The sequence below is a fragment of the Streptomyces sp. NPDC058464 genome, assembly GCF_042721035.1.
In the GTDB taxonomy this organism is placed as follows: Bacteria; Actinomycetota; Actinomycetes; order Streptomycetales; family Streptomycetaceae; genus Streptomyces.
This window is the reverse complement of sequence record NZ_JBHXMA010000025.1, coordinates 167,562-191,750: the sequence shown is the minus strand read 5'-3', so window position 1 is coordinate 191,750 and position 24,189 is coordinate 167,562. Positions and strand designations below refer to the sequence as shown.

The following is a 24,189-nucleotide window of genomic DNA, read 5'->3' as shown; positions in this document are numbered from 1 at the left end:
GCGCCCCGGGTGGTGCTCTGTTCAGTGTCTGGGGGGGTGTGTGGGGGGTGGTTCACTTGTCATGGGTATGGGTGGGTGGCGGGCGCCCGCCGCCGGACGGTCCCGTCGACGGGCGCCGGAGGGTCGTAAACCAGTCAGGCCGGTGAAAGATCAGCTCCACGAACGGGGGACAGCGGGTTACGGCATGACGCCGGACCAGCGGCCGGTCCGGTCATGCCGGTGAACGTACGACCGGTCGGTGACCGACGATCGGTGAGTGGGACGGTCGGGGAGGACGGTCGGGGAGGACGGTGATCAGTGGCCGACGCCCGGCGCGCCCGGCGCGGCCGACGGTCGGTGATCGGCCATAGGCGATCGTCGGCGCAGGATCGGCCATCGGTGGCCGGTGGCCGGTGACGAGTGGTCGGCCGGTCAGTGGATGATGCCGGTGCGCAGGGCGACGGCGACCATTCCGGCACGGTCGCCCGTGCCGAGCTTGCGGGCGATGCGGGCGAGGTGGCTCTTGACGGTGAGGGCGGACAGTCCCATCGAGACGCCGATCGCCTTGTTCGACTGGCCCTCCGCGACCAGCCGGAGCACCTCGACCTCACGGCCGGAGAGCTCGCGGTAGCCGCCCGGGTGGCTCGGGGCACCCGGGGGGCGGCGGTGCATGCGGGCGGCGGAGCCCATGGGGGCGGCACCGGGTCGGGTGGGGAGCCCGATGTTGGTGCGGGTGCCGGTGACGACGTAGCCCTTGACACCGCCGGCCAGTGCGTTGCGCACGGCGCCGATGTCGTCGGCGGCGGACAGGGCCAGGCCGTTGGGCCAGCCCGCCGCGCGGGTCTCGGACAGGAGGGTCAGGCCGGAGCCGTCGGGGAGGTGGACGTCGGCGACGCAGATGTCGCGGGGGTTGCCGATGCGGGGACGAGCCTCCGCGATGGACGAGGCCTCGATGACATCGCGCACGCCGAGCGCCCACAGGTGGCGGGTGACGGTGGAGCGGACGCGCGGATCGGCCACGACCACCATGGCGGTGGGCTTGTTCGGGCGGTAGGCGACCAGGCTTGCGGGCTGCTCGAGGAGAACGGACACCAGGCCTCCTGGGGTGGGGGACGGGGGCCGGCTTGTGGGGAAGAAGCCGGGACGAACCGTGCTTTCAAGGTCACAGTCGTCTTCGGCACCAAACCCGTCCGCCTTTAGAGAATGATCACGATCTGGTGAGTAACAATACGTGCAATTCGGACACGCGATCGATCATCCGAAGATCGAATCGGTTCGGGCCGTTGCCGTACGGGACAGAAAGTGGCCGTATCGACAAAGAGATGGTCAATGAAGGGTGAGTCGACGGGACCCGGGTGGACGGGTCCCCGAACGACGACGAGGGTTCAGCGCGCCTGCGGATCGCGGCGCTGCGGCAGCGTGACCACCGAGGCGTCCCCGGGGGCGGCCGGCGGCAGGCCCGCCACCTGCGCCAACAGGTCGCACCAGGAGGCCAGGTGGGCGGCGGTGTCAGGGACGCCGGTGCGGCCCTCCCGGGGCGTCCAGGAGGCCCGGATCTCGATCTGCGAGGCGGCGGGACGCGCGGACAGCCCGCCGAAGTAGTGCGAACTGGCACGCGTCACGGTCCCGCTCGGCTCGCCGTACGACAGGCCGCGCGCCTGGAGGGCGCCGGTCAGCCATGCCCAGCAGACCTCCGGCAGCAGCGGATCGGCCGCCATCTCCGGCTCCAGCTCCGCCCGCACCAGCGTGACCAGCCGGAACGTGCCGCGCCAGGCATCGTGCCCGGCCGGGTCGTGCAGCAGCACGAGACGTCCGTCGGCGAGATCCTGGTCGCCGTCGACGACCGCCGCCTCCACGGCGTACGCGAACGGGGCGAGACGCTGCGGGGCGGGCGTCGGCTCCACCTCGACCTGTGGCCGCAGCCGGGCACCGCGCAGCGCGTCGACCGCGGCCCGGAAGGCCGGCGGCGCGGTACTCCCGGTATGTCCTTCGTCCTCCTCGGTGTCCTTCCCCTCGCCCATCCCGCCAGCGCCGTCCGACAGTCGTCCCTGAGCCGCAGCCATGCGGGGAAGAGTAAGGGGAACGACGCCTTCGCGCAGGGAGAGACACCACCTAAGGACCATGTAAGGGCGCGGCCGGGCCGGCTTCCGGGGCGTGCGAGACTTGCCGTCGTGAGTGCGAACGGAAGCCCTGCGGGCCAGCAGCCGACAGCGACGTACGACAGTGCCTTCCTGAAGGCGTGTAGGCGTGAACCCGTGCCGCACACCCCCGTGTGGTTCATGCGCCAGGCCGGCCGTTCGCTGCCGGAGTACCACAAGGTGCGCGAGGGCATTCCGATGCTGGAGTCGTGCACGCGGCCCGAGCTGGTCGCCGAGATCACCCTCCAGCCCGTCCGCCGGCACCACGTGGACGCGGCGATCTACTTCAGCGACATCGTCGTCCCGCTCAAGGCCATCGGCGTCGACCTCGACATCAAGCCCGGCGTCGGCCCGGTCGTCGCCAACCCGATCCGCACCCGCGCCGACCTCGCCCAGCTCCGCGACCTCACCCCCGAGGACGTCTGGTACGTCACCGAGGCGATCGGCCTGCTCACCGCCGAGCTCGGCCCGACCCCGCTGATCGGCTTCGCCGGCGCCCCGTTCACCCTCGCGAGCTACCTCGTCGAGGGCGGCCCCTCGCGCACGTACGAGAACGCCAAGGCGATCATGTACGGCGACCCGGAGCTCTGGGCCGACCTGCTCGACCGCCTCGCCGACATCACGGGCGCGTTCCTCAAGGTGCAGATCGAGGCCGGTGCCTCCGCCGTCCAGCTCTTCGACTCCTGGGCCGGGGCGCTGGCCCCCGCCGACTACCGGCGCTCGGTGCTGCCCGCGTCCGTGAAGGTCTTCGACGCCGTCGCCGGATACGGCGTCCCGCGCATCCACTTCGGGGTCGGCACCGGCGAACTGCTGAAGCTCATGGGCGAGGCCGGTGCGGACGTCGTCGGCGTCGACTACCGGGTCCCGCTCGACGAGGCCGCCCGCCGTGTCGGCCCCGGCAAGGCGCTCCAGGGCAACCTCGACCCGACCGTCCTGTTCGCCGGCAAGGACGTGGTGGAGACCAAGGCGCGCGAGGTGCTCGACGCGGCCGCCGGCCTCGAAGGCCACGTCTTCAACCTGGGCCATGGCGTGATGCCGTCCACCGACCCGGACGCCCTGACCCGCCTCGTCGAGTACGTCCACACCCAGAGCGTGCGCTGACCCGCCCCGCTACCAGCCGTGCCGGGGCCGGGCCCGCCTGCCGAACAGCAGGCCGCGCGGTTCCGGCGGTGGGGGTGTGCCCGGCTTGAGCGGCCAGGCGAGCACCATGCCCACGAGGAAGCCGACGATGTGCGCCGCGTACGCGACGGTCCCGGCGTCGGAGACGCCCTCCCCGGACGAGTACACGGCCTGCAGCACGAACCAGAAGCCCAGCACCAGCCAGGCCGGCAGCCGCAGCGGCAGGAAGACCAGGAACGGGACCAGCACCCAGACCCTGGCCGTCGGGTAGAGGACGAGATAGGCGCCCAGGACGCCGGCGATCGCGCCGGACGCCCCGATCAGCGGGTCGCCCGACGAGGCGTTGAGGAGCGCGAAGCCGTAGCCGGCCGCGTAGCCGCAGAAGACGTAGAAGAGGAAGAAACGGATGTGGCCCATCCGGTCCTCGACGTTGTTGCCGAAGATCAGCAGGAAGAGCATGTTGCCCAGCAGGTGCAGCCAGCTGCCGTGCAGGAACATCGCGGTGAACACCGACAGCGCCGGTGACTTGTCGTAGCCGGGCGGGCCGACCACACAGCCGGGGCCGTTCCGGCCGATGCCCACCTGGCCGGTCGGGACCACCTGCGGCAGCTGATGGTGGATCAGCTCCTTGGGGACCGCCGCGTAGTGGTCCATGAAGGCCTGCAGATGGCACAGCTGCGCCAGATCGCTGCCGCCGGCCACGGAGCCGGCTATGCCGGGCGTGAAGAGGAAGACGAGCACGTTCGCGGCGATCAGCGCGTACGTCACGTACGGCGTGCGACGCACCGGGTTCACGTCATGAACAGGGATGACCACAGCTGACTAGTGCCCAGAGCGGGGGCGCTCGATGCGCGGGGCGTCCGCGTGAACGTCGGCACGCGCGCGTGCGTATGTCCCTGCGACCGACGTGAGGTTCAGGCGACGTGAGGAACAGGCGATGAACGAGCGGGTTACTCCTCAGGCATTCCCTCCCATGCAGGCGCTCCCCGACGGTGAGGCGGAGCTCTCCCTTGTCGTGAAGCTTCCCTGGGAGGACGTGGCACGGCTCGGCCAGGAGGCGGGGCGGCTCGCCGCGCAGATGCAGCGGCCGGTGACGCTGGACGAGGCGGTGAGCAATCGGTTGCGGTCGACGCGGCCGGTCGCTGCGCATGCCCGGCCGGGAACGGAGCAGCCCGCTGCGGCGGCTGCGGCCGCGCCGGGTGGCGCGGGGGTCACTTCGTTGCCGCGGATCAGCGGGACGGCTTGATCGCCGTTGCGGGGTGCGGGTGGGCTGTGGCTGGTCGCGCCCCGCGGCGGAGCCGCACATCGACTACGTCCCGCGCCCCTTGGTCGGTGAGCCCGGCGCTCCTCAGAAAGCTCGCACCTTTGCCGCTGCCTTCCTTGCCGCGACCAGTACGGGGTCCCACACCGGTGAGAACGGCGGGGCGTAGCCCAGGTCCAATGCCGTCATCTGTTCCACCGTCATGTTCGCCGTCAGGGCGACCGCCGCGATGTCGACCCGCTTGCCCGCGCCCTCCCGGCCGACGATCTGGACGCCGAGCAGGCGGCCCGTGCGGCGTTCCGCGAGCATCTTGACCGTCATGGGGCTCGCGCCGGGGTAGTAGCCGGCGCGGCTCGTGGACTCGATGGTGACCGTCTCGAACTGCAGGCCCACCCGGAGGGCGTCCTTCTCGCGCAGGCCCGTGCGCGCGATCTCCAGGTCGCAGACCTTGCTCACCGCCGTGCCGACGACACCCGGGAACGTGGCGTAACCGCCGCCCACGTTGGTGCCGATGACCTGGCCGTGCTTGTTGGCGTGGGTGCCCAGCGGGATGTACTGCTCCTGGCCCGAGACCAGGTTCAGGACCTCCACGCAGTCGCCGCCCGCCCAGATGTCCTCGTGCCCGCGCACCCGCATCGCGAGGTCGGTGAGCAGGCCGCCGTGCCCGCCGACGGGCAGGCCCGCCGCCTGGGCCAGGCCGGTCTCCGGGCGGACGCCGATGCCCAGGATCACCACGTCCGCCGGGTACTCGGCGTCCTCCGTGGCCACCGCGCGCACCCTGCCGTCCTGGCCGGTGAGCACCTTGGTGACCGCGGCGTCGTCGACCATGGTGATGCCCAGGCCCTCCATCGCCTTGTGCACCATGCGGCCCATGTCCGGGTCGAGCGTCGACATCGGCTCGCTGCCGCGGTTGACGACCGTCACCTCGTAGCCCCGGTTGATCATCGCCTCGGCCATCTCGACGCCGATGTAGCCGGCGCCGACCACCACGGCCCGGCGGCCACGCGTGCGTGCCAGCGTGTCGAGGAGGGCCTGGCCGTCGTCCAGGGTCTGCACGCCGTGCACCCCCGGCGCGTCCGCGCCCGGCATGTCGGGGCGGATCGGGCGGGCGCCGGTCCCGATGACGAGTTTGTCGTACGACGTCCAGGACTCGGCGCCGGAATCGACGTCACGCGCGCGTACCCGCTTCCCGGCCACGTCGATCTCCGTGACCTCGGTGCGCATCCGGAGATCGATCGCGCGGGCCCGGTGCTCCTCGGGGGAGCGGGCGATCAGCTCGTCCCGCTCCCCGACGTCCCCGCCGACCCAGTACGGGATCCCGCACGCCGAGTAGGAGGTGAAGTGGCCGCGCTCGAAGGCCACGATCTCCAGTTCGTCCGGTCCCCGCAGCCGGCGTGCCTGGGACGCCGCGGACATCCCCGCGGCGTCACCGCCGATCACGACCAGTCGTTCCCGCCCACCGTTCATGCTCATGCGAACACGCTACGGGGCGCGGGCATTTCGGTCTCGCTCAGGTCTCGCTGCCGGGCTGGGCGGGGGTACGGCGCCTGCGCACGAGCTTCCACCACAACAGCGCCGCCACGGCCGCCAGCGCCGCGAACGGCAGGGCCGCGCCCAGGGCCAGGGCGATCCAGCGCAGCATGGTGACGAAGACGTGCCAGCCGCCGGACACGGCGTCCACGAACCCCGGGCTGTCGTCCTTCGCGGCCTTAGTCACCGGCGTCCGGGTGAGGGACAGCGTGATCGTGGCCATGCTCGTGCGGTCCTTCAGGGACGCCTGCTGGGCCAGCAGCGACTCCAGGTCGGCCTCCCGGCTGCTCAACTCCCCTTCCAGGGTGACCACGTCACTGAGCTTGGACGCCCGGTCCATCAGCTCGCGGATCCGGGCCACGCTGGCCCGCTGCGACGTGACCCGGCTGTCCACGTCGACCACCTGGTCGGTGACGTCCTGCGCCTTCGCGGTGCGGTCGATCAGCTTGCCCGCGCCCTGGAGGCCGGTGAGCACCTCGTCGTACTTGTCGGTGGGGACCCGGAGGACCACGCGGGTGCGTTCGTTGCCCTCCGCATCCCGGCTGGTGGTCTCGTTGCCGACGTAGCCGCCGGCGTCCTCCGCCGCGGTGCGCGCCTCGTCGAGGGCCTTGGGCACGTCCTTGACCTGCACGGTCAGGGAGGCGGTGCGGATGATCCGGTTCACCGTGAGGTCGGGCGTCGTCCGGCCGGCCCCGCTGCCGCTGTCCTTGGCGCCTGCCGAGCCCGCCGCCTCCTGGGCCGCGCTGTTCACATCGGCCTTGGCGTCGCTCGCGGAGCTGCCGCCGGAATCGTCGTTCGCCCCGCATCCGGTGAGGACGAGAGCGGCGGCGAGCAGGAGGCCGGCGAGAGCGGGTCGTACGGGATGGCGCATGGTTCCCCCCGAAGGTGGTGACGAATGACGCTCCTTCGACGCAGGGGCCGGGCGGGACGTTTGGCGGCGTGGGTCCCGATGCGGTCACGGTCCGGACGCGTGTCGGTCACCGGGCCCGGGCGGGAGTGTCAGTGAGGTCTGAGAGAGTGGGGTTCATGAGCGCAACGGGTACGGGCACGGGCCACGTCGTCGTCATCGGGGCCGGGATCGCGGGGCTGGCCGCGGCGCACCGGCTGCTGGAGCGCGGCGCGCGCGTGACCGTGCTGGAGGCCTCGGAGAGAGTCGGCGGCAAGCTGCTGCCCGGCGAGATCGCGGGCGTGCGGGTCGACCTGGGCGCCGAGTCGATGCTGGCCCGCCGGCCCGAGGCGGTCGCCCTCGCGCGCGAGGCGGGCCTCGGCGAGCGGCTGCAGCCGCCGGCCACGGCCACCGCCTCGATCTGGACCCGGGGCGCCCTGCGGCCGATGCCCAAGGGCCATGTCATGGGCGTCCCCGGCACCGCCGCCGCGCTGTCCGGGGTGCTGTCCGACGAGGGCCTCGCCCGTATCGGGCGCGACGCCGACCTGCCTCGCACGGAGGTCGGCGACGATGTGGCCGTGGGGGAGTACGTGGCCGCGCGGCTGGGCCGGGAGGTCGTCGACCGGCTGGTCGAGCCCCTGCTCGGCGGGGTCTACGCGGGCGACGCGTACCGGATCTCGATGCGCTCGGCGGTCCCGCAGCTCTACCAGGCCGCGAAGACGCACGACTCACTGACGGAGGCCGTCCGCGAGATCCAGGCCAAGGCGGTCGCGGGCCGGCAGACCGGGCCGGTCTTCATGGGCATCGCGGGCGGCGTCGGCACCCTGCCGCTCGCGGTGGCCGAGTCGGTCCGGGCCCGCGGCGGCGAGATCGTCACCGGCGCCCCCGTGACGGAGCTGCGCCGAGTACGGGCCGACCGGGCGGGCGCGGCGGACGGGGCGGGCGCGGCCGACCGTGACGGCTCCCGGGCCGCCGTCGGCTCCGGGGCGGTGGACGCGGACGGCTCGCGCACCGCCTGGCGCGTCGTCGCCGGGGGCCGGGTGCTGCACGCCGACGCGGTGGTCGTCGCCGTTCCGGCGCCCGTCGCCGCCGGCCTGCTGCGCGCCGAGGCGCCCGCCGCCGCGGCGGAGCTGTCCGCCGTCGAGTACGCCTCGATGGCCCTGGTCACCCTCGCCTACCGGCGCGCCGACCTCGCCCTCCCCGAGGGCAGCGGCTTCCTCGTCCCGCCCGTCGACGGCCGCACCATCAAGGCGTCCACGTTCGCCTCCCAGAAGTGGGGCTGGATCGCCGACGCGGACCCGGACGTCGTCGTCCTGCGCACCTCGGTCGGCCGGTACGGCGAGACCGAGGTCCTCGGCCGCGAGGACGCCGGCCTCGTCGACGTCTCCCGGCACGACCTGCACGCGGCCACCGGCCTGGACGCGACGCCCGTCGCCACCCGTGTCACCCGCTGGACCGACGGCCTGCCCCAGTACCCGGTCGGCCACCACGCACGCGTGGCCCGCGTCCGCGAACAGGTCGCCAAGCTCCCGGGACTCGCGGTCTGCGGGGCGCAGTACGACGGCGTCGGCATCCCCGCCTGCATCGCGAGCGCGTACGCGGCGGTGGACCAGCTGGCGGGGGACCTCGGCGGCGTCGAGGAGCTGACGGCCAACCCGGTGCAGAGCCTGCACGGAGGAGCGGGAGAATAGGGACCATGAGTGACGACGCCCCCACCACCGAGTCCGGCACCACCGAGTCCGGCAGGATCCCGAACAAGGGCAAGCTGGCCAAGGACCTCAACGAGGTCATCCGCTACACCCTGTGGTCGGTCTTCAAGCTGAAGGACGTGCTGCCCGAGGACCGCGCGGGCTACGCCGACGAGGTCCAGGAGCTGTTCGACCAGCTCGCCGCCAAGGACGTGACCGTCCGCGGCACCTACGACGTCTCCGGACTGCGCGCCGACGCCGACCTGATGATCTGGTGGCACGCGGAGACCAGCGACCAGCTGCAGGAGGCGTACAACCTCTTCCGCCGCACGAAGCTGGGCCGCGCCCTCACGCCGGTCTGGTCGAACATGGCGCTGCACCGCCCCGCCGAGTTCAACCGCTCGCACATCCCGGCCTTCCTCGCCGACGAGACCCCGCGCAACTACGTCAGTGTGTACCCGTTCGTGCGGTCGTACGACTGGTACCTGCTGCCCGACGAGGACCGCCGCCGGATGCTCGCGGACCACGGCAAGATGGCCCGCGGCTACCCGGACGTGCGCGCCAACACGGTCGCCTCGTTCTCGCTCGGCGACTACGAGTGGCTGCTGGCCTTCGAGGCCGACGAGCTGTACCGCATCGTCGACCTCATGCGCCACCTGCGCGCCTCCGAGGCCCGGATGCACGTCCGCGAGGAGGTCCCGTTCTACACGGGTCGTCGCAAGGACATCGCGGAGCTGGTCGCGGGCCTCGCCTGACCGGTCGTCAGTGCCGGCCGGCCTTGCCCTTCAGGGAGTCCCGCAGGGCCTTCCGCCGGGCAAGGTCGGCCGCCGGCTTCGGCTCGGCGTGGCCCGCACAGGAGGCACGCCGGTCCGGGAGCCTGCCCTCCAGCAGGTAGGCCTCCAGGTAGCCGTTCACGCACTTGTTGGGGCCGCCGCCGATGCCGTGCGTGCCCGCGTCCCGCTCGGTCACCAGTACCGAGTCGGCCAGCCGCCGGTTCATCTCCAGCGCGCCCGCGTACGGCGTGGCCGCGTCCCGCTCGGCCTGCAGGATCAGCGTCGGCGGCAGCTCACCGGGGCCCGTGCGCACGTCGAGGGGCTTCTGCCGGGCCACCGGCCAGTAGGCGCACGGCAGGTTCATGAAGGCGTTGTCCCAGGTCTCGAAGGGCGCCACGCGGGCCAGCCGGGTGTTGTCCCGGTCCCAGGTCTGCCACTTCGTCGGCCAGGACGCGTCGTTGCACTCGACGGCCGTGTAGACCGCGTTGCCGTTCTCCGCCTCGGCGGCCGTCTCCGCCACCGGCGCCGCCAGCCGCACCAGCGGCTTGGCGTTCCCCTTCAGGAACTTCGACAGCGCCTCCGCCCGGCTCGGCCAGAAGTCGTCGTAGTACCCGGCCGACAGGAACGCGCCCTGCAACTGCCCCGGCCCGACCTTCCCGCCGGCCGCCTTCTTGGTCAGCCGCCTGACTGCCTTGTCGTAACTCGCCTGCACCTTCGCGGCCGTGTCGCCGAGCCCGTACACGTCGTCGTGCTTGGCGATCCACGCCCGGAAGTCCGCCCAGCGGCCCTCGAACGCGGCCGACTGCTCCAGATTGTCCCGGTACCAGATCCGCTCCGGGTCCGGGTTCACCGCCGAGTCCAGCACCATCCGCCGTACGTGCGAGGGGAAGAGGGTCGCGTACAGCGCGCCGAAGTAGGTGCCGTACGAGGCGCCCATGAAGGTCAGCCGGTCCTCGCCGAGTGCCGCGCGCAGCACGTCCAGGTCCCGGGCGTTGTTGAGCGAGGTGTAGTGGCGGAGCTTGCTCCCGGAGCGCTTGAGGCAGCCCTTCGCGTATGCCTTCGCCTCCTTGATCCGCGCCTTCTTGTACGACTCGGAGGGATGCGTCGGCGACTGCGACGGCGCCTTGAAGAAGTGCTCGGGGTCGACGCAGGAGAGCGGGGCGGAGCGGTCCACGCCGCGCGGGGCGTAGCCGACCAGGTCGTAGGCGGCGGCGATGCGCTTCCACTCGGGCAGCACGCCGATCATCGGGAAGAGCATGCCGGAGGCGCCGGGGCCGCCCGGGTTGTAGACCAGGACGCCCTGCCGGGGCACCTTGCGCTTGCTGTTGTGCGGGTCCTTGTGGGTGGCCACGACCCGGCTGACGGTCAGTCTGATCTGCTTGCCGTTCGGGTGCGCGTAGTCCAGCGGGACGCTCACCGTGCCGCACCGGAAGGTGTCCGGCGCCTCCAGGTCGGCGGCGCACTTTCCGAAGTCGATGCCCTCGGCGCGCGCCCGCGCGGCGGCCACGGCGGTACCGCGCAGTTCGGCCGTCGACGTGTCCGGGACGCGGGGGGCGCTCCCGGCCGGGGCGGCGGCCAGAGTGGTCAGGATCAGGGACCCGGCGGCCGAATACAGGGCGGGGGCTCTCAATGGCGTATCCCTTCGGTGCACGGCTGCGGTGGCGTGGCGGCAACGGCACCGCAGCGACTGCACGGCAGCAATAAAAGGGATATTTCGACCGGTTGTCGGTGAAGGCAAGCACCATCGGGCCGGTGTCGGCGCATTGCCCCCTATGCGCCCCCGCTCACTCCCGCGGAAGCTGGTCCCGGTGTGCGAAGGCCGCACGCAGCTCCGGCTCGCCGATCGCGCGGATGCCGCGCACCGCGACGGAGGTCAGCAGCGAGTGGTCGTCGACCGTGCGGTTCGTCCGCCGGTGCAGCACGCCGAGCAGCCGCTGGCCGGCGGGGGAGGCCCAGCGCGAGTACGGGTGCACCTCGACCCGGGCGATGGCCAGGCAGCTCAGCGTCAGGGTGAGGGGCAGCGCGAACCAGACGGCGACCAGGTCGCGCGGCATCTCGGTCGGGGCGGGCAGCGTGAGCGCGGCGACGCCCAGCCCGAGGACCGCCAGTGCGGCGCCCCGGACCTGCCGGACGCCGGACGCGACCGTGGTCCGCGCCGCCGCGTCGGGCACCGCGAGCCCCGCCCGCACCAGCCCCTCGCCGAGACTGCGCACGGCATCCGTGTCGGCCGCCGCCGAGCGCACCGGCGCTATCCGCGACTGCCCCTCGGGCCCGATGGCCCCTATCACCGACCGCTCCATCTCGTCCCGCCCCCGCGGGTCCACGACGGTCGCCCAGCCGGTGTGGGCGAGCAGCAGCCGCCGTTGCCGGGCCATGGACACCAGCGTCAGATCGGCGACCCGCGCGGGCCCGCCGGACAGGAACGCGGCCTCGTACAGCGTCAGATCGTGTCCTCGGCCCGCGTCCGCGTCGACGACCGCCGTCCGTACGGCGGCCAGGCACAACCGGGTGCAGGCGGTGCCGGCGACGGCCCAGGCCAGGAGCAGGAGAAGGACCCAGAACATGACACGTTTCTATGCCAGCGGCCTGGCCACCGCCATGCCCTGTTCACATTCCGGACCGAGTGTTGTCGGTCTGTGACGTTCCGCTTCCCGCGCAGGTCAGGGGTTTTGGGACGGCTGCTCCGGGCTGGCGGTGGCGGGCGGCAGCGTGTACGTCGAGGACGGCGACGCGGCCGGTGCCGGTGCCGCCGTGACCGGGGTCGCGTCGGCGGGGGCGACGACCGGCGGCGAGGCCACGGCGGAGGGGGTGATGGCCAACTGCTGCGCCAGCGTGGCGAAGTCGACGTAGCCCGTCGCCTCCAGGACCTTGATGTGGTCCAGGACGGTGGTGTTGGCGTCGTCGGCGAGGTCGCGGACCAGCGTGTTCTGGGTGGCGGCGCGGACCTGGGCGACCACGGAGAAGACCCGGCCGTGGGCCAGCCGCACGATGTTCGCGAACTCCCGGTCGAAGTCCTGCCCCTGCGCGGCGCTCAGCGTGGCGAGCCACTGCTGCTGCTGGGCGTTTGGCCCGTTCGGGATCGGCACGCCGAGCTGGGTGGCGACGGTGCGGACGTGGGCGTCGAGGGAGGTGTGCCCGTCGACCAGGTGCTGCCCCGCCGTCCGTACGGCCGCCGTGGTGCCCTTCTCCTCCGCCATCTCCCCGGCCGGCAGCTCCCAGAGCCCGGCGAGCCGGACCTTCACGATGAAGTCGCGGTCCTGCGCGGACAGCGGGCCGTACGCCGTCGACACGGTCTGGGCGCTGAGCACGTTCACCGAGCCGGTCGGGTCCGAGCGGTCGGCGTACGACCAGATCGGAAACACCAGGGCGGCGAGGGTCGCCGCGAGACAGACGATGATCAGCGTGGTCCCGCTGAACATGCCTCGTCCCTGGACGGGGGGTCGGGGTCGCGCGCGCATGATGCCTCCTGCACCGCACGGTGGGGCTTCGCCGCGCGGGGTTGGCATATTACCGACGGGGAGCTTCGGCCGGACCTCGGGTGCAGGCCGGTGGGGGCTGGCCGCGCAGTTCCCCGCGCCCCTTACGGGGCGCTGTCCAGCTGTGTCCTACATAGCTACATAGCTGCGGGCAGGCGTGCCGCAGGGCGGCACGGGTGGGCGCTGGGGGTCCCCCCGGCCGAAGGCTGGGGGAGGCACCCGGCAAGCGCCGGTAAGCGTCCCCACCCCCCGGCCACTACCCCCGCCGCAGCAACGCCCTCCGCGCAAGCGACCGCCGGGGCGTCGCCCCCGCACGCTCCAGCCACCACTCCTCCAGCCGCCTGCGGGACCCCGCGTCCCCCACCCGCCCCTCCCGCAGCAGCACCCCCGCGAACTCCAGCGCGTCCCGCCGGTAGCCCCCCGTCATCGGCCGCTCCTGCGCGTACGCCAGGAACGCCGTCCGGTACCCCGCCCCCAGGATCTCCGGCAGCTCCGGCGCCACCTTCGCCACCACGTCCGCCCGCTTCGCGGCCAGCGCCCGCGCCTGCACCCCCATCCGCACCCGGTCGAACCCCTCCGGCACCGGTGTCCCCGCGACCAGCGACGACAGCACCGCCGCCTGCGCGAGCCCGACCCGCTGCCGGGTGGCGTCGGGGACCTCGGGCGCGGTCGCCGTGGCCGAGGGCTCCCGCTGCCCGCCGGCCACCGCACCGCCCGCCGCCACGGCCGCCCGGATCGCCGCCAGCTCCCGCTCCAGCTCGGCCGGTTCGGGGAAGTTCTCGTCCCGCTCCAGCAGCACGCCCGGCGGCGCCACCCGGGACGCGAGCCGGGTCAGGACGTCCAGGACCGCCGGGGGCACCGGATGGGCGTGGCTGTCGTGCCAGACGCCGTCCCGCTCGAAGCCGCCCGCGACATGGACGTAGGCGATGGCCTCGACGGGGAGTTCGGCGAGCGCCCTGGCCGGGTCCTCGCCCCGGTTGACGTGGTTGGTGTGCAGGTTCGCCACGTCGATCAGCAGCCGTACCCCGGTGCGGTCCACGAGGTCGTACAGGAACTGCCCCTCGGTCATCTCCTCGCCCGGCCAAGAGATGAGCGCGGCGATGTTCTCGACGGCGAGCGGCACGGGCAGCTCGGCCTGGGCGATGCGGACGTTCTCGCAGAGCACGTCGAGGGCGTCCCGGGTGCGGGGGACGGGGAGCAGATGGCCCGCCTCGCGGGCGGCCGACGCCGTGCGCGGACCGCCCGCGCGGACGAACGCGATGTGCTCGGTGACCAGCGGCGAGCCCAGTGCCGCCACCCGCTCGGCGAGGGCGGCGAGCCGGTCCTCGTCCGGGCGGTCCGCGTCGCCGAGACCCAGTGAGACGCCGTGCGGTACGACCGTCACCCCGCGCTCGCGCAGCCGCCGCAACGATTCGGGGAGGTGGCCCGGGCAGGTGTTCTCGGCCACGACCTCGACCCAGTCGATGCCCGGCATGCGCTCCACGGCGTCCGCGATCTCCGGCCGCCAGCCGATGCCCGTTCCCAGCCGCTCCAGAGTCATGGCCGTCCCCCCTGCTGCTTCGAGTGAGGGGGGTATGGCCCCGGAGCACGCCCGCGAACCGCGTTGCCTGCCGCTTCAGAGCAACATTTGAGGTTCGGGGGCGCGCTCCGGGGAGCTCTCCGGCTACTGGCCGAGCAGGCCGAGCGAGTCCGTCGGGTCCGGACGGGCCGTGTTCACCGTGCCCGGCTCGCCGGGGGAGGGCTTGGACGTGGTCCGCACGTTGCCGCTGGCCTGTGCGGCCGGCGCGGAGGGCGCCACCACCCCCGGCGCCGGCGCCGCCGGACCGGTCGGGCTGGCCGTGGTCGCGCCCGCGACCTCGTTGGCGATGGCCTCGAAGTCGACCTTGCCGGTCTTCTCCAGGATCGTGATGTGGTCGAGCACGGTCTGGTTGGTGTCGGAGGCGAGCTGCCGCACCAGGCTGTTGCGCGTGGAGTTACGTACCGCCCCGACCGCGGGGAAGATCTTGCCGTGCGCGGCCCGCAGCAGGTTCACGAACTTGTACTCGTACTCCGCCCCGGTCGCCGCCGACATCTCGTTCAGCCAGCCCTGCTGCTGCTCGTTCGGCACGTTGGGCAGCTCGACGCCCAGCTGTGCCGCGACGATCCGGACCCTTCTGTCGAGGTCGGTGTGGCCGACGATCAGGTGGTCGCCGGCCTCCTTGATCGCCGCGCTCGGCGCCCGCTGGATCGCCTGCTGCCCGGCCGGCAGCTCCCAGAGCCCGGCCAGCCGGACCCGCACGATGAGATCCCGGTCGGCGGCGGTCAGCGGGCCCCACTGGGTCGCCACGGTGCCCGCCGCCACGTTCGCCTGCCCGGTGCCGGAGCGGTCGGCGTACGACCACACGGGATAGGCGAGCGCGCAGAGCGTGGTGGCCAGGGCCGCCATGATCAGGGCCGTTCCGTTGAAACGCCGCAAGGGATGCCTCCCCGTGTCGCTGGTTCAGTGCCAGGACGTACGGGTGGGGCGACAGCGGTGTTCAAACAAACGGCAAAGTTTCCAAGGGGAGGTAAAAAAGACCAGGTCAGGATAGGTGGTTTGACAATCGAGTATCTCTATGTTCAAGCTTATGTATCTCGAAAATCGAGATACATGAACATCGAGGAAAGTGATCGTCATGCACGTCTTGGTCATAGGCGGCGGTACCGGCGGGATGTGCCTGGCACACGGTCTGAAGAAGGCCGGCGTCTCCGTCGCGGTGTACGAGCGCTACGGCTCCCGGAGCGACGGCCTGTACGGCTACCGGGTCGGCATCGACCCCACCGGCAGCCGGGCCCTGCACGAGTGCCTGCCGCCCGGGCTCTTCACCACGTTCGTCGACACCTGCGCCCGGGACCCCCGGTACTTCAACGTGCTCACCCAGTCGAACCGCACCACCGCCACCATCGAGCTGCCCGAGGCGGCCGACGCGGTGGACAGCGAACGCTCCGTGTCCCGCTCGACCCTGCGCCAGGTGCTGTTCACCGGCATGGACGACGTCGTGCACCACGGCAAGGAGTTCACCCGCTACGAGCAGCACCCGGACGGCAGGGTCACCGCCCACTTCGCCGACGGCACCACCGCGACCGGTGACGTCCTGGTCGCCGCCGACGGCACCCGCTCCGCCGTACGCCGGCAGTACCTGCCGCACGCGGAGATCAGGGACACCGGGATCACGGCCGTCGCCACCAGGACCCCACTCACGCCCGAGACCCGCGCACTGCTGTCCGACGAGGTGCTCAACGGACTCTCGCTGATCTTCGGCACCAAGGGCCTCGTCGGCATGCTCCATGTCATGGAGTTCAAGTGGGACGCCGAGGGCCGGCCCAAGAACCCCGCCGACAAGGCGCTGTTGGACAGCTGGTCGGGCCTGCGGTTCGACAACACCCACGACTACATCAACCTGTCCGTGTGGAGTTCCCACGCCCACTTCCCCGAGGACACCGCCCGGCAGCGCGGCAAGCAGCTCGTCGACACGGTCCTGCGGGTGACCCGCAACTGGCACCCGGACCTGCGCAGGATCTTCGAACTGTCCGACCCGGCGGCCGCGTTCCCGCTGAGGATCGCCACCTCGGTCCCCGTCGACCCGTGGCCCACGACCACCGTCACCCTGCTCGGCGACGCCATCCACACCATGACCCCGGGCCAGGGCGTCGGCGCCAACACCGCGCTGCGCGACGCCTCGCTGCTCTGCCGGGAACTGACCGCCGCCGCCCGCGGCGACAAGCCGCTGCTCACCGCGATCGGCGACTACGAGGCGGAGATGATCCCCTACGGCTTCACCCGCGTCGCCGAGTCCCTCGACAACAACGGCACCAGCGGCGACGACCCGCTCTACCGGCCCGTCACCGGCCGCCTCGCCCTCTTCGCCACCCGCAGCTTCTTCAGCGCGACCGGCAAGGTCCCCGCCCTGCGCCGCAGGTTCCTCGCCGACATGTACGCCTACCGGGGCGCCGACACCGACTGACCGCGCGCTAACCGCGGAGCGCGGGGTGGTCCGCGACCACCGTGCAGCTGCCCGGCGCGATCTCGGTGAACCCGGCGTCCCGCACCAACGGCAGCCCGCTGCCGGTCAGGTCACGCCACTCGGCCGGATCGGCGGTCCGTACGGCGAGCGGGAACCCGGCGTCCCGCCAGGCGTCCCGCTCCTCCTGCGACAGCGCCCACCAGGCCAGTTGCGCCCCGTGCCCGGCCTGCGCCATCGCCTTGCCGGCCGACATCTCCAGCTCCGGGTTCAGCCACAGCACGGGCGCGGACCGGTCCGCGCCCACGGGCGGCTCCGGATCGTCCAACTCCGTCCCCGACACCTGCAACTTGGCCAGCTCCTTGGGCCACCCGTCCAGGGGTACGGGCGGAAACACCCGTACCTCGGCGGACTTCCCCGTGAGGGTGATCCCGGGCAGCTCCCCGGCCCGCCGCCACTCGGCGCCGCGGGCCCGCCGCACGACCTTCCGGATCCGCGCGTCCTCCCAGTCCCGAAGGGCCTGCGCCCACTCCCCGTCGCCAAGGGCTCGCGGGTCACTGAGCATGGCCAGCACGGCCCGAGCGGCGGTTTCGAGTGCGTCGGTGCGCGCAGGAGGAGCGGACTTCTCTATCCGCACGACAAGGGGCAGCACAAACTGGGGTGCTTCGTCGCGACTGTTCGCCGAGACCTGGAAAGGAGCGCTCACCGCACCAACCTATAGGGGCGCGGGGCTGTGCCCAATTTGCGGCTCCGCCGCGTGGGCGCGAACGGCCCCCACGCACCCGCAGACCGCACACAACCGAAACTCACCACCCCGATCCCGCACGACAATGTCCCCATGCACCGTGATCTTGAACTGGCCCGCGTAGGCCGCCGCTACGGCATACGCGGCCCCTGGGTGTTACGAGGCGTCGACCTCACCATCACCCCCGGCTCCCTCACCCGCGTGGAGGGAGCGAACGGCACCGGCAAGTCCACCCTGCTCCGCCTCGTCGCCGGCTTGGACACCCCCACCGAGGGCCGCATCACCGGCCGCCCCCGTACCGCGTACGTACCCGAGCGCTTCCCCGCCGCCCTCCCCTTCACCCCCTCCGGCTACCTCACCCATCTCGGCACCGTCCACGGCCTCTCCCGCCGGTCGGCCGCCGCCCGCGCCGCGAACTGGCTGGAGCGGTTCGGCGCCGCGGCCCACGCAGCCACACCCATGGCCCAGCTCTCCAAGGGCACCAGCCAGAAGGTCGCGGTCGCCCAGGCACTGCTCGCCGACCCCGAACTCCTCGTCCTCGACGAGGCCTGGACCGGTCTCGACGCCGAGGCCCGTGCCGAACTGGAGCGGGCCGTCGCCGAGCGCACCGCCGCCGGGGGCGCCGTCGTGTTCGTCGACCACGATCCCCGGCGCCTCGCGGGCGTGCCCGACGCGGTCCACCAAGTCGTCGACGGCACCCTCGGACCCCGTACCGAGCAGACGGCCGCACCCGTCGGCCCGCTCACCCTCGTCACCGTCCGGGGCCCGGCCGGCGGCCGGCTGCCCGCCGACGCGACGCGCCCGGCGGCCTCGGCCGAGGAACCGGCCCCCGGCACCTACCGTCTTACGGTTCCCGCGTCCCACTCGGACGTGGTGCTGCGTGCCCTCCTCACGGCCCGCCCGCCCTGGCACGTGGTCTCCGTCAGCGCCCCGGACGTCCCACCGGACGAGAAAGACCGCCCATGACCGCACTCCTCCGCTACCAGACCGATCTCCTCCTGCGCTCCCAGCGCTGGCTGCCCCCGGTGATCCTGTACGCCGTGTTCCTGGGCGTGGGCGTGCAGAGCGGTCAGCCGGTGCTGGACTCGCTCGGCTACACGGCCGCCGCGCTGCTGCCGGTGGCCGCCTGGCTGGTACGGATCTGCGTCACCGGCGAACCGCCCGCCGCCCGCGCCTGCGTCACCGCGGCGCGCGGCCCGGCCAGGACCCATCTGGCCGCGCTGCTCACCGCCTTCTTCGCCGCCGCCCTGCTCGGCACCGCGGCCACGCTCGTCGTGACGGTGATCAGCCGGCACGCCACCAACGACCACCGGCTCCCCGTACCACCCCTGCGGGCCGGGACCGCCGGCCTCCTCGCGACCCTCGCCTGCGCGCTGCTCGGCAGCGCCGTCGGCGCGCTCACCAACCGGCCGCTGCTGCGCTCGCCGGGCCGGGCGGTGCCCACCATGCTGCTGGCCGCACTGCTCTCGACGGTGGTCGCGGGCTCACCGGCACACGCCGCCGTCAGCGGCCTGGTCACCGGCTCGGAGTCCGGCCGGATCCCGGTCTCCCCGCTCCCGGTGGCCGCCGCGGCCCTGCTCACCACCGCGGCCTTCGCCCTGGCCTGCGCCCTCAACGGCCGCCGCTCACCCTGAACAGGCGGCCCGCTGCGCCTCCTGCCACTCGCAGCGCGGACACATCGTGATGCCCTTGTACGACTCCGGGTACTCCGTCGGCTCCCGGCACAGCACGCACTCCGCGAACGGCGGCCCCTCCGCCGTCGCCGGCTGCGCCGCCCCGTCGGTCGTGCAGTAGCCCTCGTCGCTCATCCCTCCAGCGTAGACAGTCTCCGGCGGTGGAAGTACAGGCAGCCGGATCGAGGATCGATGGAGGTTCGGCTCGGACATGGCCCGGCCCGGTTGGTGTCGTTTCCGTCGGGTCGGCAGTGTGGACGGCGGGCGGAGCTTCCTCCGGGAGGCTCGCCCCAAGCCCGAACACCCATGGCACATCACTGCTCTTCCAGGAGCCCCTGCCCGTGAACGCGAAACTCCCCGGCGGCACCCTGCGCCTGTCGGACACCCTCACCCTCACCCGCGTCGGCTTCGGCGCACTCCAGCTCGCCGGTCCGATGGCCTACGGCCCGCCGCGCGACCGCGACGAGGCTCTCGCCGTACTGCGCGACGTGGCCGACGCCGGGACCACCCATCTGGACACCAGCGACTACTACGGCCCGCACCTCGTCAACGGACTGATCCGTGAAGCCCTCCACCCCTACCGCGACGGACTCCGCATCGCCACCAAGGTCGGTGCCCGCCGGACCCCCGACCGCGGCTGGCCCGCCGCGCTCTCGCGTCCCGAACTGGTCCAGGCCGTGCACGACAACCTGGAGCACCTCGGCCTGGACGCGATCGACCTGGTCAACCTGCGGATGACCGACACCCTTGAACCGGCGGACATCGTCGAGCCGTTCACCGTACTGGCCGAACTGCGCGACCAGGGGCTGATCCGCAACCTGGGCGTCAGCAACGTCAGCCTGGACCAGGTCAGGGCCGCCCGGGAGATCGCCCCCGTGGTCGCCGTCCAGAACCACTACAACATCGCCCACCGGCTGGACGACGACCTGGTGGACTGGTGCGCCCGGCAGGGCATCGCCTTCGTGCCCTTCTGGCCGCTGGGCGGGTTCCGTCCCCTCCCGCTCCAGGTCCTCGTGGACGTCGCCTCGGACCTGGGTGTCTCCGCCCGGCAGATCGCCCGCGCGCCCAGGCCGGCAGCGTCGACAGCCTCTTCGTCCTCACGCCCGTCTACAACGCCGGCATCTCGGCGGCGCTGAAGAACGCCATCGACTGGCTCTCCCGCCCCCGTGACCACTGCGCACTGGCGGCCAAGCCCGTCGCGGGCCTGGTCGTCGGCTACCACTCACAAGGGGCGGAACACCGGCTCAACACCATCCTGCGTGCCACCGGCGCCACGCCCCTCACCGTCCCCCTCCCGATGCTCGGGCTGCGCACCATCGACCAGCGCGACATCACGGGGGACCCGCGCGTGCACCGAACCGTCCGGGAAACTCTCGACGTCCTCCGACGGGCACCCGCGCACGCACCGGGGTGACATCGGCCCGCCCGGTCACCGGTGACCGGGCGTCTGCCCGATCAGCTCGGACACCTTCACGAACCGGAAGCCCCGCTCGCGCAGCTCCGGCACGACGGTCCGCACCACCTGGTCGGTGGTCGGGGCGGCGCTGCGGGTGCAGTGCATGACGACCACGGAACCCGGCTTCACCCCGTCCAGCACCTGTTTGGCGACCGCGTCGGCGTCCGTCGCGAACGCGTCCCCGCTCACCACGTCCCACTGCACCGCGGTGACCCCGAGGGCGCCGACCGCGCGCAGCGCCTGCCGGTCGTAACAGCCGCCGGGGAACCGGAAGTACGGCATCGGGTGCGGAACCCCGGCGCGGAGCAGCGCGGCGTAGGCACGCTCCACGTCCGACTTCATGTGCGCGGCGGAGACGGTCGGCAGGCCGTAGCAGTCACCGGTGAAGGCGTAGTGGCTGTAGGAGTGGTTGGCGACCTCGAACTGCGGGTCGCGGCCGAGGGAGCGGGCCTGGGCCGGGTACTCGTCGGCCCAGCGGCCGGTCATGAAGATCGTGGCCGGCACCTTCAGCCTGCGCAGGGTCGCGATCAGCGCCGGGTTGTCGAAGTGCTCGCCGGCGGCCGCGCGCGGCCCCTGGTCGGCGGTCATGTCGGCGTCGAAGGTGAGGGCGACGGTCTTGCCCAGGGTGCGCGGGCCGTTCATGAAGACGGGCGCCGCCCCGCCGGGGCCGGGGGCGAGCGTGGGCGGCGGGGTGGTGGACGAGGAGGCCCTGGCGGGGGCCGGGGGGCCGGCATGGGGTGCCTCGTTGGCGCCGCAGGCGGCGAGCGCGGCGCCCAGGGCGACGCAGACGGCGGTCGTACCGGTAAGACGGCGTGCTGGTCGGATCACCGTATGAACGTAGGGCGGAATGTCTGTTTTTCTCGGGTGGCGCGGCGGATCGTGCGGCGCCGGGTCACCCGGGCGGCGGCCCGGTCCGCAGGGTGCTGTCGGCGATCCCGGCCGGGGCGTTGCCGTTCGGCCCCGGCTGCTGCCTTCCGGCCCGCTCCAGGAACCGCAGCAGCTCCACCGGGAACGGCAGGACCAGGGTGGAGTTCTTCTCGGCGGCCACCGCCACGATCGTCTGCAGCAGCCGCAGTTGCAGGGCCGACGGGGTGTCCGCCATCTGCTGGGCCGCCTCGGCCAGCTTCCGGGAGGCCTGGAGCTCGGCGTCGGCGTTGATGATCCGGGCCCGGCGCTCCCGGTCGGCCTCGGCCTGGCGGGCCATCGAGCGCTTCATCGTGTCCGGCAGGGACACGTCCTTGATCTCGACCCGGTCCACCTGCACGCCCCAGCCCACGGCCGGGCTGTCGATCATCAGCTCCAGGCCCTGGTTGAGCTGCTCGCGGTTGGAGAGCAGGTCGTCCAGGTCGCTCTTGCCGATGATGGAGCGCAGCGAGGTCTGGGCCATCTGCGAGACGGCGAACTTGTAGTCCTCGACCTTGACCAGCGCGCTCACCGCGTCGACCACCCGGAAGTAGACGACCGCGTCCACGCGCACGGTCACGTTGTCGCGGGTGATGCCCTCCTGGGCGGGGACCGGCAGCGTGACGATCTGCAGGTTGACCTTGTACAGCCGGTCCACGAACGGGATCACCAGATTGAAGCCGGGCGTCCGTACGTCACCCGTGACCCGGCCGAGCCGGAACAGCACGCCGTGCTCGTACTGCTTGACGATCCGCGCGCCGGCGGCCAGGTACAGCGCGCCGAAGCACAGCGCCGCCACCACCGCGACCAGCAGCTCCTGAACCATCTCGACCCCCAGGTAAAGAGGTCCGATATTTCCGTTGCTGTAACGATATGCCCGATGGGAGGGTCGGGGCCACGGCCGCCGGGAAGCAGGTCCGGGCCGGGATGCCGAGGGGCGTCGGCACCCCGGCCCGGGGCGGCCGCCGGTTCAGACGGCCGTGACCGAGGGGTCGTGACCGAGGGGGCATGACCTTGGAGCCGTGGCCTTGGAGCCGTGACCTTGAGGTCATGACCCTGGGGTCGTGGCTCAGGCCGCTGTGACCTTCACCATGACCCTGGGGTCGTGGCTCAGGCCGCTGTGACCTTCACCGGCTCGGTGTTCGCGTCGCTGTGCCGCTCGGCCCAGCTCTCCAGCGCGGTCCGGCAGGCGTGGTCGAGGTGGTGCAGCCCGGACAGGTCCACCCGGACCGGGCGGTCCTGGGGCAGCGCCTCCAGACTGTCGAGGATCTTCGGCAGCCGCAGGAAGGTCGCGTTGCCCGACAGGTAGGCGTCGACAGGCCCCGAGCCCTTGTCGACGACCTCCAGCTTCAGGTGCGAGGCCTCCCAGGCCGTCTTGACGATCGACAGGGCGAGCCCGATCAGCACCCCCTCGAACATGCTCACCGCGACGATGGACACCGCCGTGACGACGAGGATGAGCGCCTCGCCCCGGTGCTCGCGCCACAGCACGGCCAGCGCGCGCACCGGGATCAGCTTGGCGCCCGAGTAGACCAGGATTCCGGCGAGCGCCGGGATCGGTATGTAGCTCAGCACCCCCGGCAGCAGGGCCGCGAACAGCAGCAGCCAGACGCCGTGCAGCACCCGCGACGCCTTGGTGCGGGCGCCCGCCTGGACGTTGGCCGCGCTGCGCACGATCACCGCGGTCATCGGCAGCGCGCCGAGCACTCCGCAGAGCGCGTTGCCCGCGCCCTGGGCGATCAGCTCCTGGTTGTACCGGGTGCGCGGGCCGCTGTGCAGCCGGTCCACGGCCGCCGCGCTGAACAGCGACTCGGCGGACGCGATCAGCGTGAACGCGACGATCGTGCCGATCAGCCCGACGCTCGCCAGCTCGCCGAAGGCGCTCAGCGGGGGCGGCTGGACGGAACCCAGCAGCCCGTGCACCTCGACGGTGGCCACCGGAAGGCTCAGGAAGAACGCGGCCAGGGTGGCGAGGCCGACGGCGGCCAGCGGCCCGGGGACCGTCCGCACCTTCGCCGGGGCGTACTTCCACAGCACGAGGACCGCGACGGTGCCCGCGCCGAGGGCCAGCGAGGCCAGCGCCCCGCCGTCCCCGAGGGCGTCCAGGAACGCCCCGGGCAGCCCGGCGATCTTGCCGGGGCCCGACTCGGGGGCCTTGGCGGCGAGCGCCGGGTACAGCTGGCCGGCGATCAGTACCAGACCGATTCCGGCCAGCATGCCCTCGACGACCGAGACCGAGATGGCCCGGAACCAGCGCCCCAGCCTCAGGACGCCCATGGTGATCTGCAGGACGCCGGTGGCCAGCACGATCACCCCGAGCAGCGGCAGCCCGAACTCCCGCACCGCCTCGAAGACGAGCACGGTCAGGCCGGCGGCCGGCCCCGACACCTGAAGGCTGCTGCCGCGCAGCATCCCGGTGACGAGACCGCCCACGATGCCGGTGACCAGGCCGAGTTCGGCCGGGACACCGGAGGCGACGGCCACACCCACGCAGAGCGGGAGCGCGACCAGGAAGACGACGAGAGAGGCGGCGAAGTCCTGCCGTATGTAAGGGAACTTGATGTGGGGGAACTTGGTCATCG

The 24,189-nt window shown here is 72.6% G+C and carries 24 protein-coding genes; 9 read left to right on the top strand and 15 right to left on the bottom strand.

Annotation, left to right across the window (positions count from 1 at the left end):
- Positions 1 to 411: 411 nt before the first annotated feature.
- Positions 412 to 1,071, bottom strand: a complete 660-nt coding sequence (locus ACFWPQ_RS30570) for a response regulator transcription factor (protein WP_093498522.1) — start codon at positions 1,069 to 1,071, stop codon at positions 412 to 414.
- Positions 1,072 to 1,364: 293 nt separating this feature from the next.
- On the bottom strand, positions 1,365 to 2,042 hold the full coding sequence (locus ACFWPQ_RS30565) for a DUF3000 domain-containing protein (RefSeq protein ID WP_384041684.1): 678 nt from the start codon (positions 2,040 to 2,042) through the stop codon (positions 1,365 to 1,367).
- A 108-nt stretch (positions 2,043 to 2,150) separates the two neighbouring features.
- Here ACFWPQ_RS30565 and hemE point away from each other — a divergent pair, with 108 nt between their 5' ends.
- Positions 2,151 to 3,218 (top strand): uroporphyrinogen decarboxylase, encoded by a 1,068-nt coding sequence (gene hemE / locus ACFWPQ_RS30560; RefSeq protein WP_384041681.1) that lies wholly within the window; start codon positions 2,151 to 2,153, stop codon positions 3,216 to 3,218.
- Positions 3,219 to 3,227: 9 nt separating this feature from the next.
- Here hemE and ACFWPQ_RS30555 read toward each other — a convergent pair whose 3' ends face one another.
- The gene (locus ACFWPQ_RS30555) at positions 3,228 to 4,052 is read right to left on the bottom strand and encodes a rhomboid family intramembrane serine protease (protein WP_384041678.1); all 825 of its coding nucleotides are present in this window, start codon (positions 4,050 to 4,052) and stop codon (positions 3,228 to 3,230) included.
- Between the two features lie 121 nt (positions 4,053 to 4,173).
- Here ACFWPQ_RS30555 and ACFWPQ_RS30550 point away from each other — a divergent pair, with 121 nt between their 5' ends.
- The gene (locus ACFWPQ_RS30550; RefSeq protein ID WP_384041675.1) at positions 4,174 to 4,482 is read left to right on the top strand and encodes a hypothetical protein; all 309 of its coding nucleotides are present in this window, start codon (positions 4,174 to 4,176) and stop codon (positions 4,480 to 4,482) included.
- Between the two features lie 102 nt (positions 4,483 to 4,584).
- Here the strand turns inward: ACFWPQ_RS30550 and ACFWPQ_RS30545 are convergent, their stop codons facing one another.
- Positions 4,585 to 5,970, bottom strand: coding sequence for an FAD-dependent oxidoreductase (locus ACFWPQ_RS30545; protein ID WP_384041672.1), 1,386 nt, complete (start codon positions 5,968 to 5,970; stop codon positions 4,585 to 4,587).
- Between the two features lie 37 nt (positions 5,971 to 6,007).
- Entirely contained in the window at positions 6,008 to 6,898 is an 891-nt protein-coding gene (locus tag ACFWPQ_RS30540; protein ID WP_384041669.1) for a DUF4349 domain-containing protein, read from the bottom strand.
- A 155-nt stretch (positions 6,899 to 7,053) separates the two neighbouring features.
- Between ACFWPQ_RS30540 and hemG the strand changes: the two genes are divergently transcribed.
- Positions 7,054 to 8,604 carry a protoporphyrinogen oxidase gene (gene hemG, locus ACFWPQ_RS30535; RefSeq protein WP_384041666.1) on the top strand — a complete coding sequence of 517 codons (1,551 nt, stop codon included), beginning with the start codon at positions 7,054 to 7,056 and terminating at the stop codon, positions 8,602 to 8,604.
- A 5-nt stretch (positions 8,605 to 8,609) separates the two neighbouring features.
- Positions 8,610 to 9,356, top strand: a complete 747-nt coding sequence (hemQ, locus tag ACFWPQ_RS30530) for a hydrogen peroxide-dependent heme synthase (RefSeq protein WP_384041664.1) — start codon at positions 8,610 to 8,612, stop codon at positions 9,354 to 9,356.
- 7 nt (positions 9,357 to 9,363) lie between these two features.
- Here hemQ and ACFWPQ_RS30525 read toward each other — a convergent pair whose 3' ends face one another.
- The 5 genes from ACFWPQ_RS30525 to ACFWPQ_RS30505 form a co-directional block, all read right to left on the bottom strand.
- Positions 9,364 to 11,004, bottom strand: a complete 1,641-nt coding sequence (locus ACFWPQ_RS30525) for an alpha/beta hydrolase (RefSeq protein ID WP_384041661.1) — start codon at positions 11,002 to 11,004, stop codon at positions 9,364 to 9,366.
- 154 nt (positions 11,005 to 11,158) lie between these two features.
- Positions 11,159 to 11,938 (bottom strand): TIGR04222 domain-containing membrane protein, encoded by a 780-nt coding sequence (locus tag ACFWPQ_RS30520; protein WP_384041659.1) that lies wholly within the window; start codon positions 11,936 to 11,938, stop codon positions 11,159 to 11,161.
- Between the two features lie 96 nt (positions 11,939 to 12,034).
- On the bottom strand, positions 12,035 to 12,832 hold the full coding sequence (locus ACFWPQ_RS30515; protein ID WP_384041656.1) for a DUF4142 domain-containing protein: 798 nt from the start codon (positions 12,830 to 12,832) through the stop codon (positions 12,035 to 12,037).
- A 274-nt stretch (positions 12,833 to 13,106) separates the two neighbouring features.
- Positions 13,107 to 14,384, bottom strand: coding sequence for a DUF692 domain-containing protein (locus ACFWPQ_RS30510; RefSeq protein ID WP_384041706.1), 1,278 nt, complete (start codon positions 14,382 to 14,384; stop codon positions 13,107 to 13,109).
- Between the two features lie 129 nt (positions 14,385 to 14,513).
- The gene (locus tag ACFWPQ_RS30505; protein WP_384041654.1) at positions 14,514 to 15,305 is read right to left on the bottom strand and encodes a DUF4142 domain-containing protein; all 792 of its coding nucleotides are present in this window, start codon (positions 15,303 to 15,305) and stop codon (positions 14,514 to 14,516) included.
- Positions 15,306 to 15,504: 199 nt separating this feature from the next.
- Here ACFWPQ_RS30505 and ACFWPQ_RS30500 point away from each other — a divergent pair, with 199 nt between their 5' ends.
- On the top strand, positions 15,505 to 16,833 hold the full coding sequence (locus ACFWPQ_RS30500; RefSeq protein WP_384041652.1) for an FAD-dependent oxidoreductase: 1,329 nt from the start codon (positions 15,505 to 15,507) through the stop codon (positions 16,831 to 16,833).
- A gap of 7 nt (positions 16,834 to 16,840) precedes the next feature.
- On the opposite strand, the gene ACFWPQ_RS30495 is transcribed toward ACFWPQ_RS30500, so the two are convergent.
- The gene (locus tag ACFWPQ_RS30495) at positions 16,841 to 17,536 is read right to left on the bottom strand and encodes an aminoacyl-tRNA hydrolase (protein ID WP_384041649.1); all 696 of its coding nucleotides are present in this window, start codon (positions 17,534 to 17,536) and stop codon (positions 16,841 to 16,843) included.
- Positions 17,537 to 17,668: 132 nt separating this feature from the next.
- On the opposite strand from ACFWPQ_RS30495, the gene ACFWPQ_RS30490 reads away from it, so the two are divergent.
- Together ACFWPQ_RS30490 and ACFWPQ_RS30485 are read left to right on the top strand one after the other, a co-directional pair.
- Entirely contained in the window at positions 17,669 to 18,541 is an 873-nt protein-coding gene (locus tag ACFWPQ_RS30490; RefSeq protein ID WP_384041647.1) for an ATP-binding cassette domain-containing protein, read from the top strand.
- The gene (locus tag ACFWPQ_RS30485; RefSeq protein ID WP_384041644.1) at positions 18,538 to 19,209 is read left to right on the top strand and encodes an ABC transporter; all 672 of its coding nucleotides are present in this window, start codon (positions 18,538 to 18,540) and stop codon (positions 19,207 to 19,209) included. The genes ACFWPQ_RS30490 and ACFWPQ_RS30485 overlap by 4 nt, the downstream gene beginning before the upstream one ends.
- On the opposite strand, the gene ACFWPQ_RS30480 is transcribed toward ACFWPQ_RS30485, so the two are convergent.
- Positions 19,201 to 19,383: a hypothetical protein gene (locus ACFWPQ_RS30480; protein ID WP_384041642.1), complete on the bottom strand. Its 183-nt coding sequence runs from the start codon at positions 19,381 to 19,383 to the stop codon at positions 19,201 to 19,203. The two genes, ACFWPQ_RS30485 and ACFWPQ_RS30480, sit on opposite strands and share 9 nt — an antisense overlap.
- A 206-nt stretch (positions 19,384 to 19,589) precedes the next feature.
- On the opposite strand from ACFWPQ_RS30480, the gene ACFWPQ_RS30475 reads away from it, so the two are divergent.
- Both ACFWPQ_RS30475 and ACFWPQ_RS30470 read left to right on the top strand, forming a co-directional pair.
- A complete protein-coding gene (locus tag ACFWPQ_RS30475) occupies positions 19,590 to 20,384 on the top strand; it encodes an oxidoreductase (RefSeq protein ID WP_384041639.1) in 795 nt (264 codons plus the stop codon).
- Complete coding sequence (locus ACFWPQ_RS30470) at positions 20,369 to 20,662, top strand: NAD(P)H-dependent oxidoreductase (protein WP_384041704.1); 294 nt, start codon at positions 20,369 to 20,371, stop codon at positions 20,660 to 20,662. Before ACFWPQ_RS30475 ends, ACFWPQ_RS30470 begins: the two co-directional genes overlap by 16 nt.
- A 15-nt stretch (positions 20,663 to 20,677) precedes the next feature.
- Here the strand turns inward: ACFWPQ_RS30470 and ACFWPQ_RS30465 are convergent, their stop codons facing one another.
- From ACFWPQ_RS30465 to ACFWPQ_RS30455, 3 genes are all read right to left on the bottom strand, one after another.
- A complete protein-coding gene (locus tag ACFWPQ_RS30465) occupies positions 20,678 to 21,532 on the bottom strand; it encodes a polysaccharide deacetylase family protein (protein WP_384041636.1) in 855 nt (284 codons plus the stop codon).
- Positions 21,533 to 21,596: 64 nt separating this feature from the next.
- Complete coding sequence (locus ACFWPQ_RS30460) at positions 21,597 to 22,433, bottom strand: slipin family protein (protein WP_384041633.1); 837 nt, start codon at positions 22,431 to 22,433, stop codon at positions 21,597 to 21,599.
- A 284-nt stretch (positions 22,434 to 22,717) separates the two neighbouring features.
- A complete protein-coding gene (locus ACFWPQ_RS30455) occupies positions 22,718 to 24,187 on the bottom strand; it encodes a SulP family inorganic anion transporter (RefSeq protein WP_384041631.1) in 1,470 nt (489 codons plus the stop codon).
- Positions 24,188 to 24,189: the final 2 nt, after the last annotated feature.

Excerpts from the sequence above, each read along its gene's own strand:
- ACFWPQ_RS30565 (WP_384041684.1), bottom strand. The coding sequence starts at position 2,042 with ATGGCTGCGGCTCAGGGACGACTGTCGGACGGCGCTGGCGGGATGGGC.
- ACFWPQ_RS30550 (WP_384041675.1), top strand. The coding sequence starts at position 4,174 with ATGAACGAGCGGGTTACTCCTCAGGCATTCCCTCCCATGCAGGCGCTC.
- ACFWPQ_RS30545 (WP_384041672.1), bottom strand. The coding sequence starts at position 5,970 with ATGAGCATGAACGGTGGGCGGGAACGACTGGTCGTGATCGGCGGTGAC.
- ACFWPQ_RS30540 (WP_384041669.1), bottom strand. The coding sequence starts at position 6,898 with ATGCGCCATCCCGTACGACCCGCTCTCGCCGGCCTCCTGCTCGCCGCC.
- hemG (WP_384041666.1), top strand. The coding sequence starts at position 7,054 with ATGAGCGCAACGGGTACGGGCACGGGCCACGTCGTCGTCATCGGGGCC.
- hemQ (WP_384041664.1), top strand. The coding sequence starts at position 8,610 with ATGAGTGACGACGCCCCCACCACCGAGTCCGGCACCACCGAGTCCGGC.
- ACFWPQ_RS30520 (WP_384041659.1), bottom strand. The coding sequence starts at position 11,938 with ATGTTCTGGGTCCTTCTCCTGCTCCTGGCCTGGGCCGTCGCCGGCACC.
- ACFWPQ_RS30515 (WP_384041656.1), bottom strand. The coding sequence starts at position 12,832 with ATGCGCGCGCGACCCCGACCCCCCGTCCAGGGACGAGGCATGTTCAGC.
- ACFWPQ_RS30500 (WP_384041652.1), top strand. The coding sequence starts at position 15,505 with ATGCACGTCTTGGTCATAGGCGGCGGTACCGGCGGGATGTGCCTGGCA.
- ACFWPQ_RS30490 (WP_384041647.1), top strand. The coding sequence starts at position 17,669 with ATGCACCGTGATCTTGAACTGGCCCGCGTAGGCCGCCGCTACGGCATA.
- ACFWPQ_RS30485 (WP_384041644.1), top strand. The coding sequence starts at position 18,538 with ATGACCGCACTCCTCCGCTACCAGACCGATCTCCTCCTGCGCTCCCAG.
- ACFWPQ_RS30480 (WP_384041642.1), bottom strand. The coding sequence starts at position 19,383 with ATGAGCGACGAGGGCTACTGCACGACCGACGGGGCGGCGCAGCCGGCG.
- ACFWPQ_RS30460 (WP_384041633.1), bottom strand. The coding sequence starts at position 22,433 with ATGGTTCAGGAGCTGCTGGTCGCGGTGGTGGCGGCGCTGTGCTTCGGC.
- ACFWPQ_RS30455 (WP_384041631.1), bottom strand. The coding sequence starts at position 24,187 with ATGACCAAGTTCCCCCACATCAAGTTCCCTTACATACGGCAGGACTTC.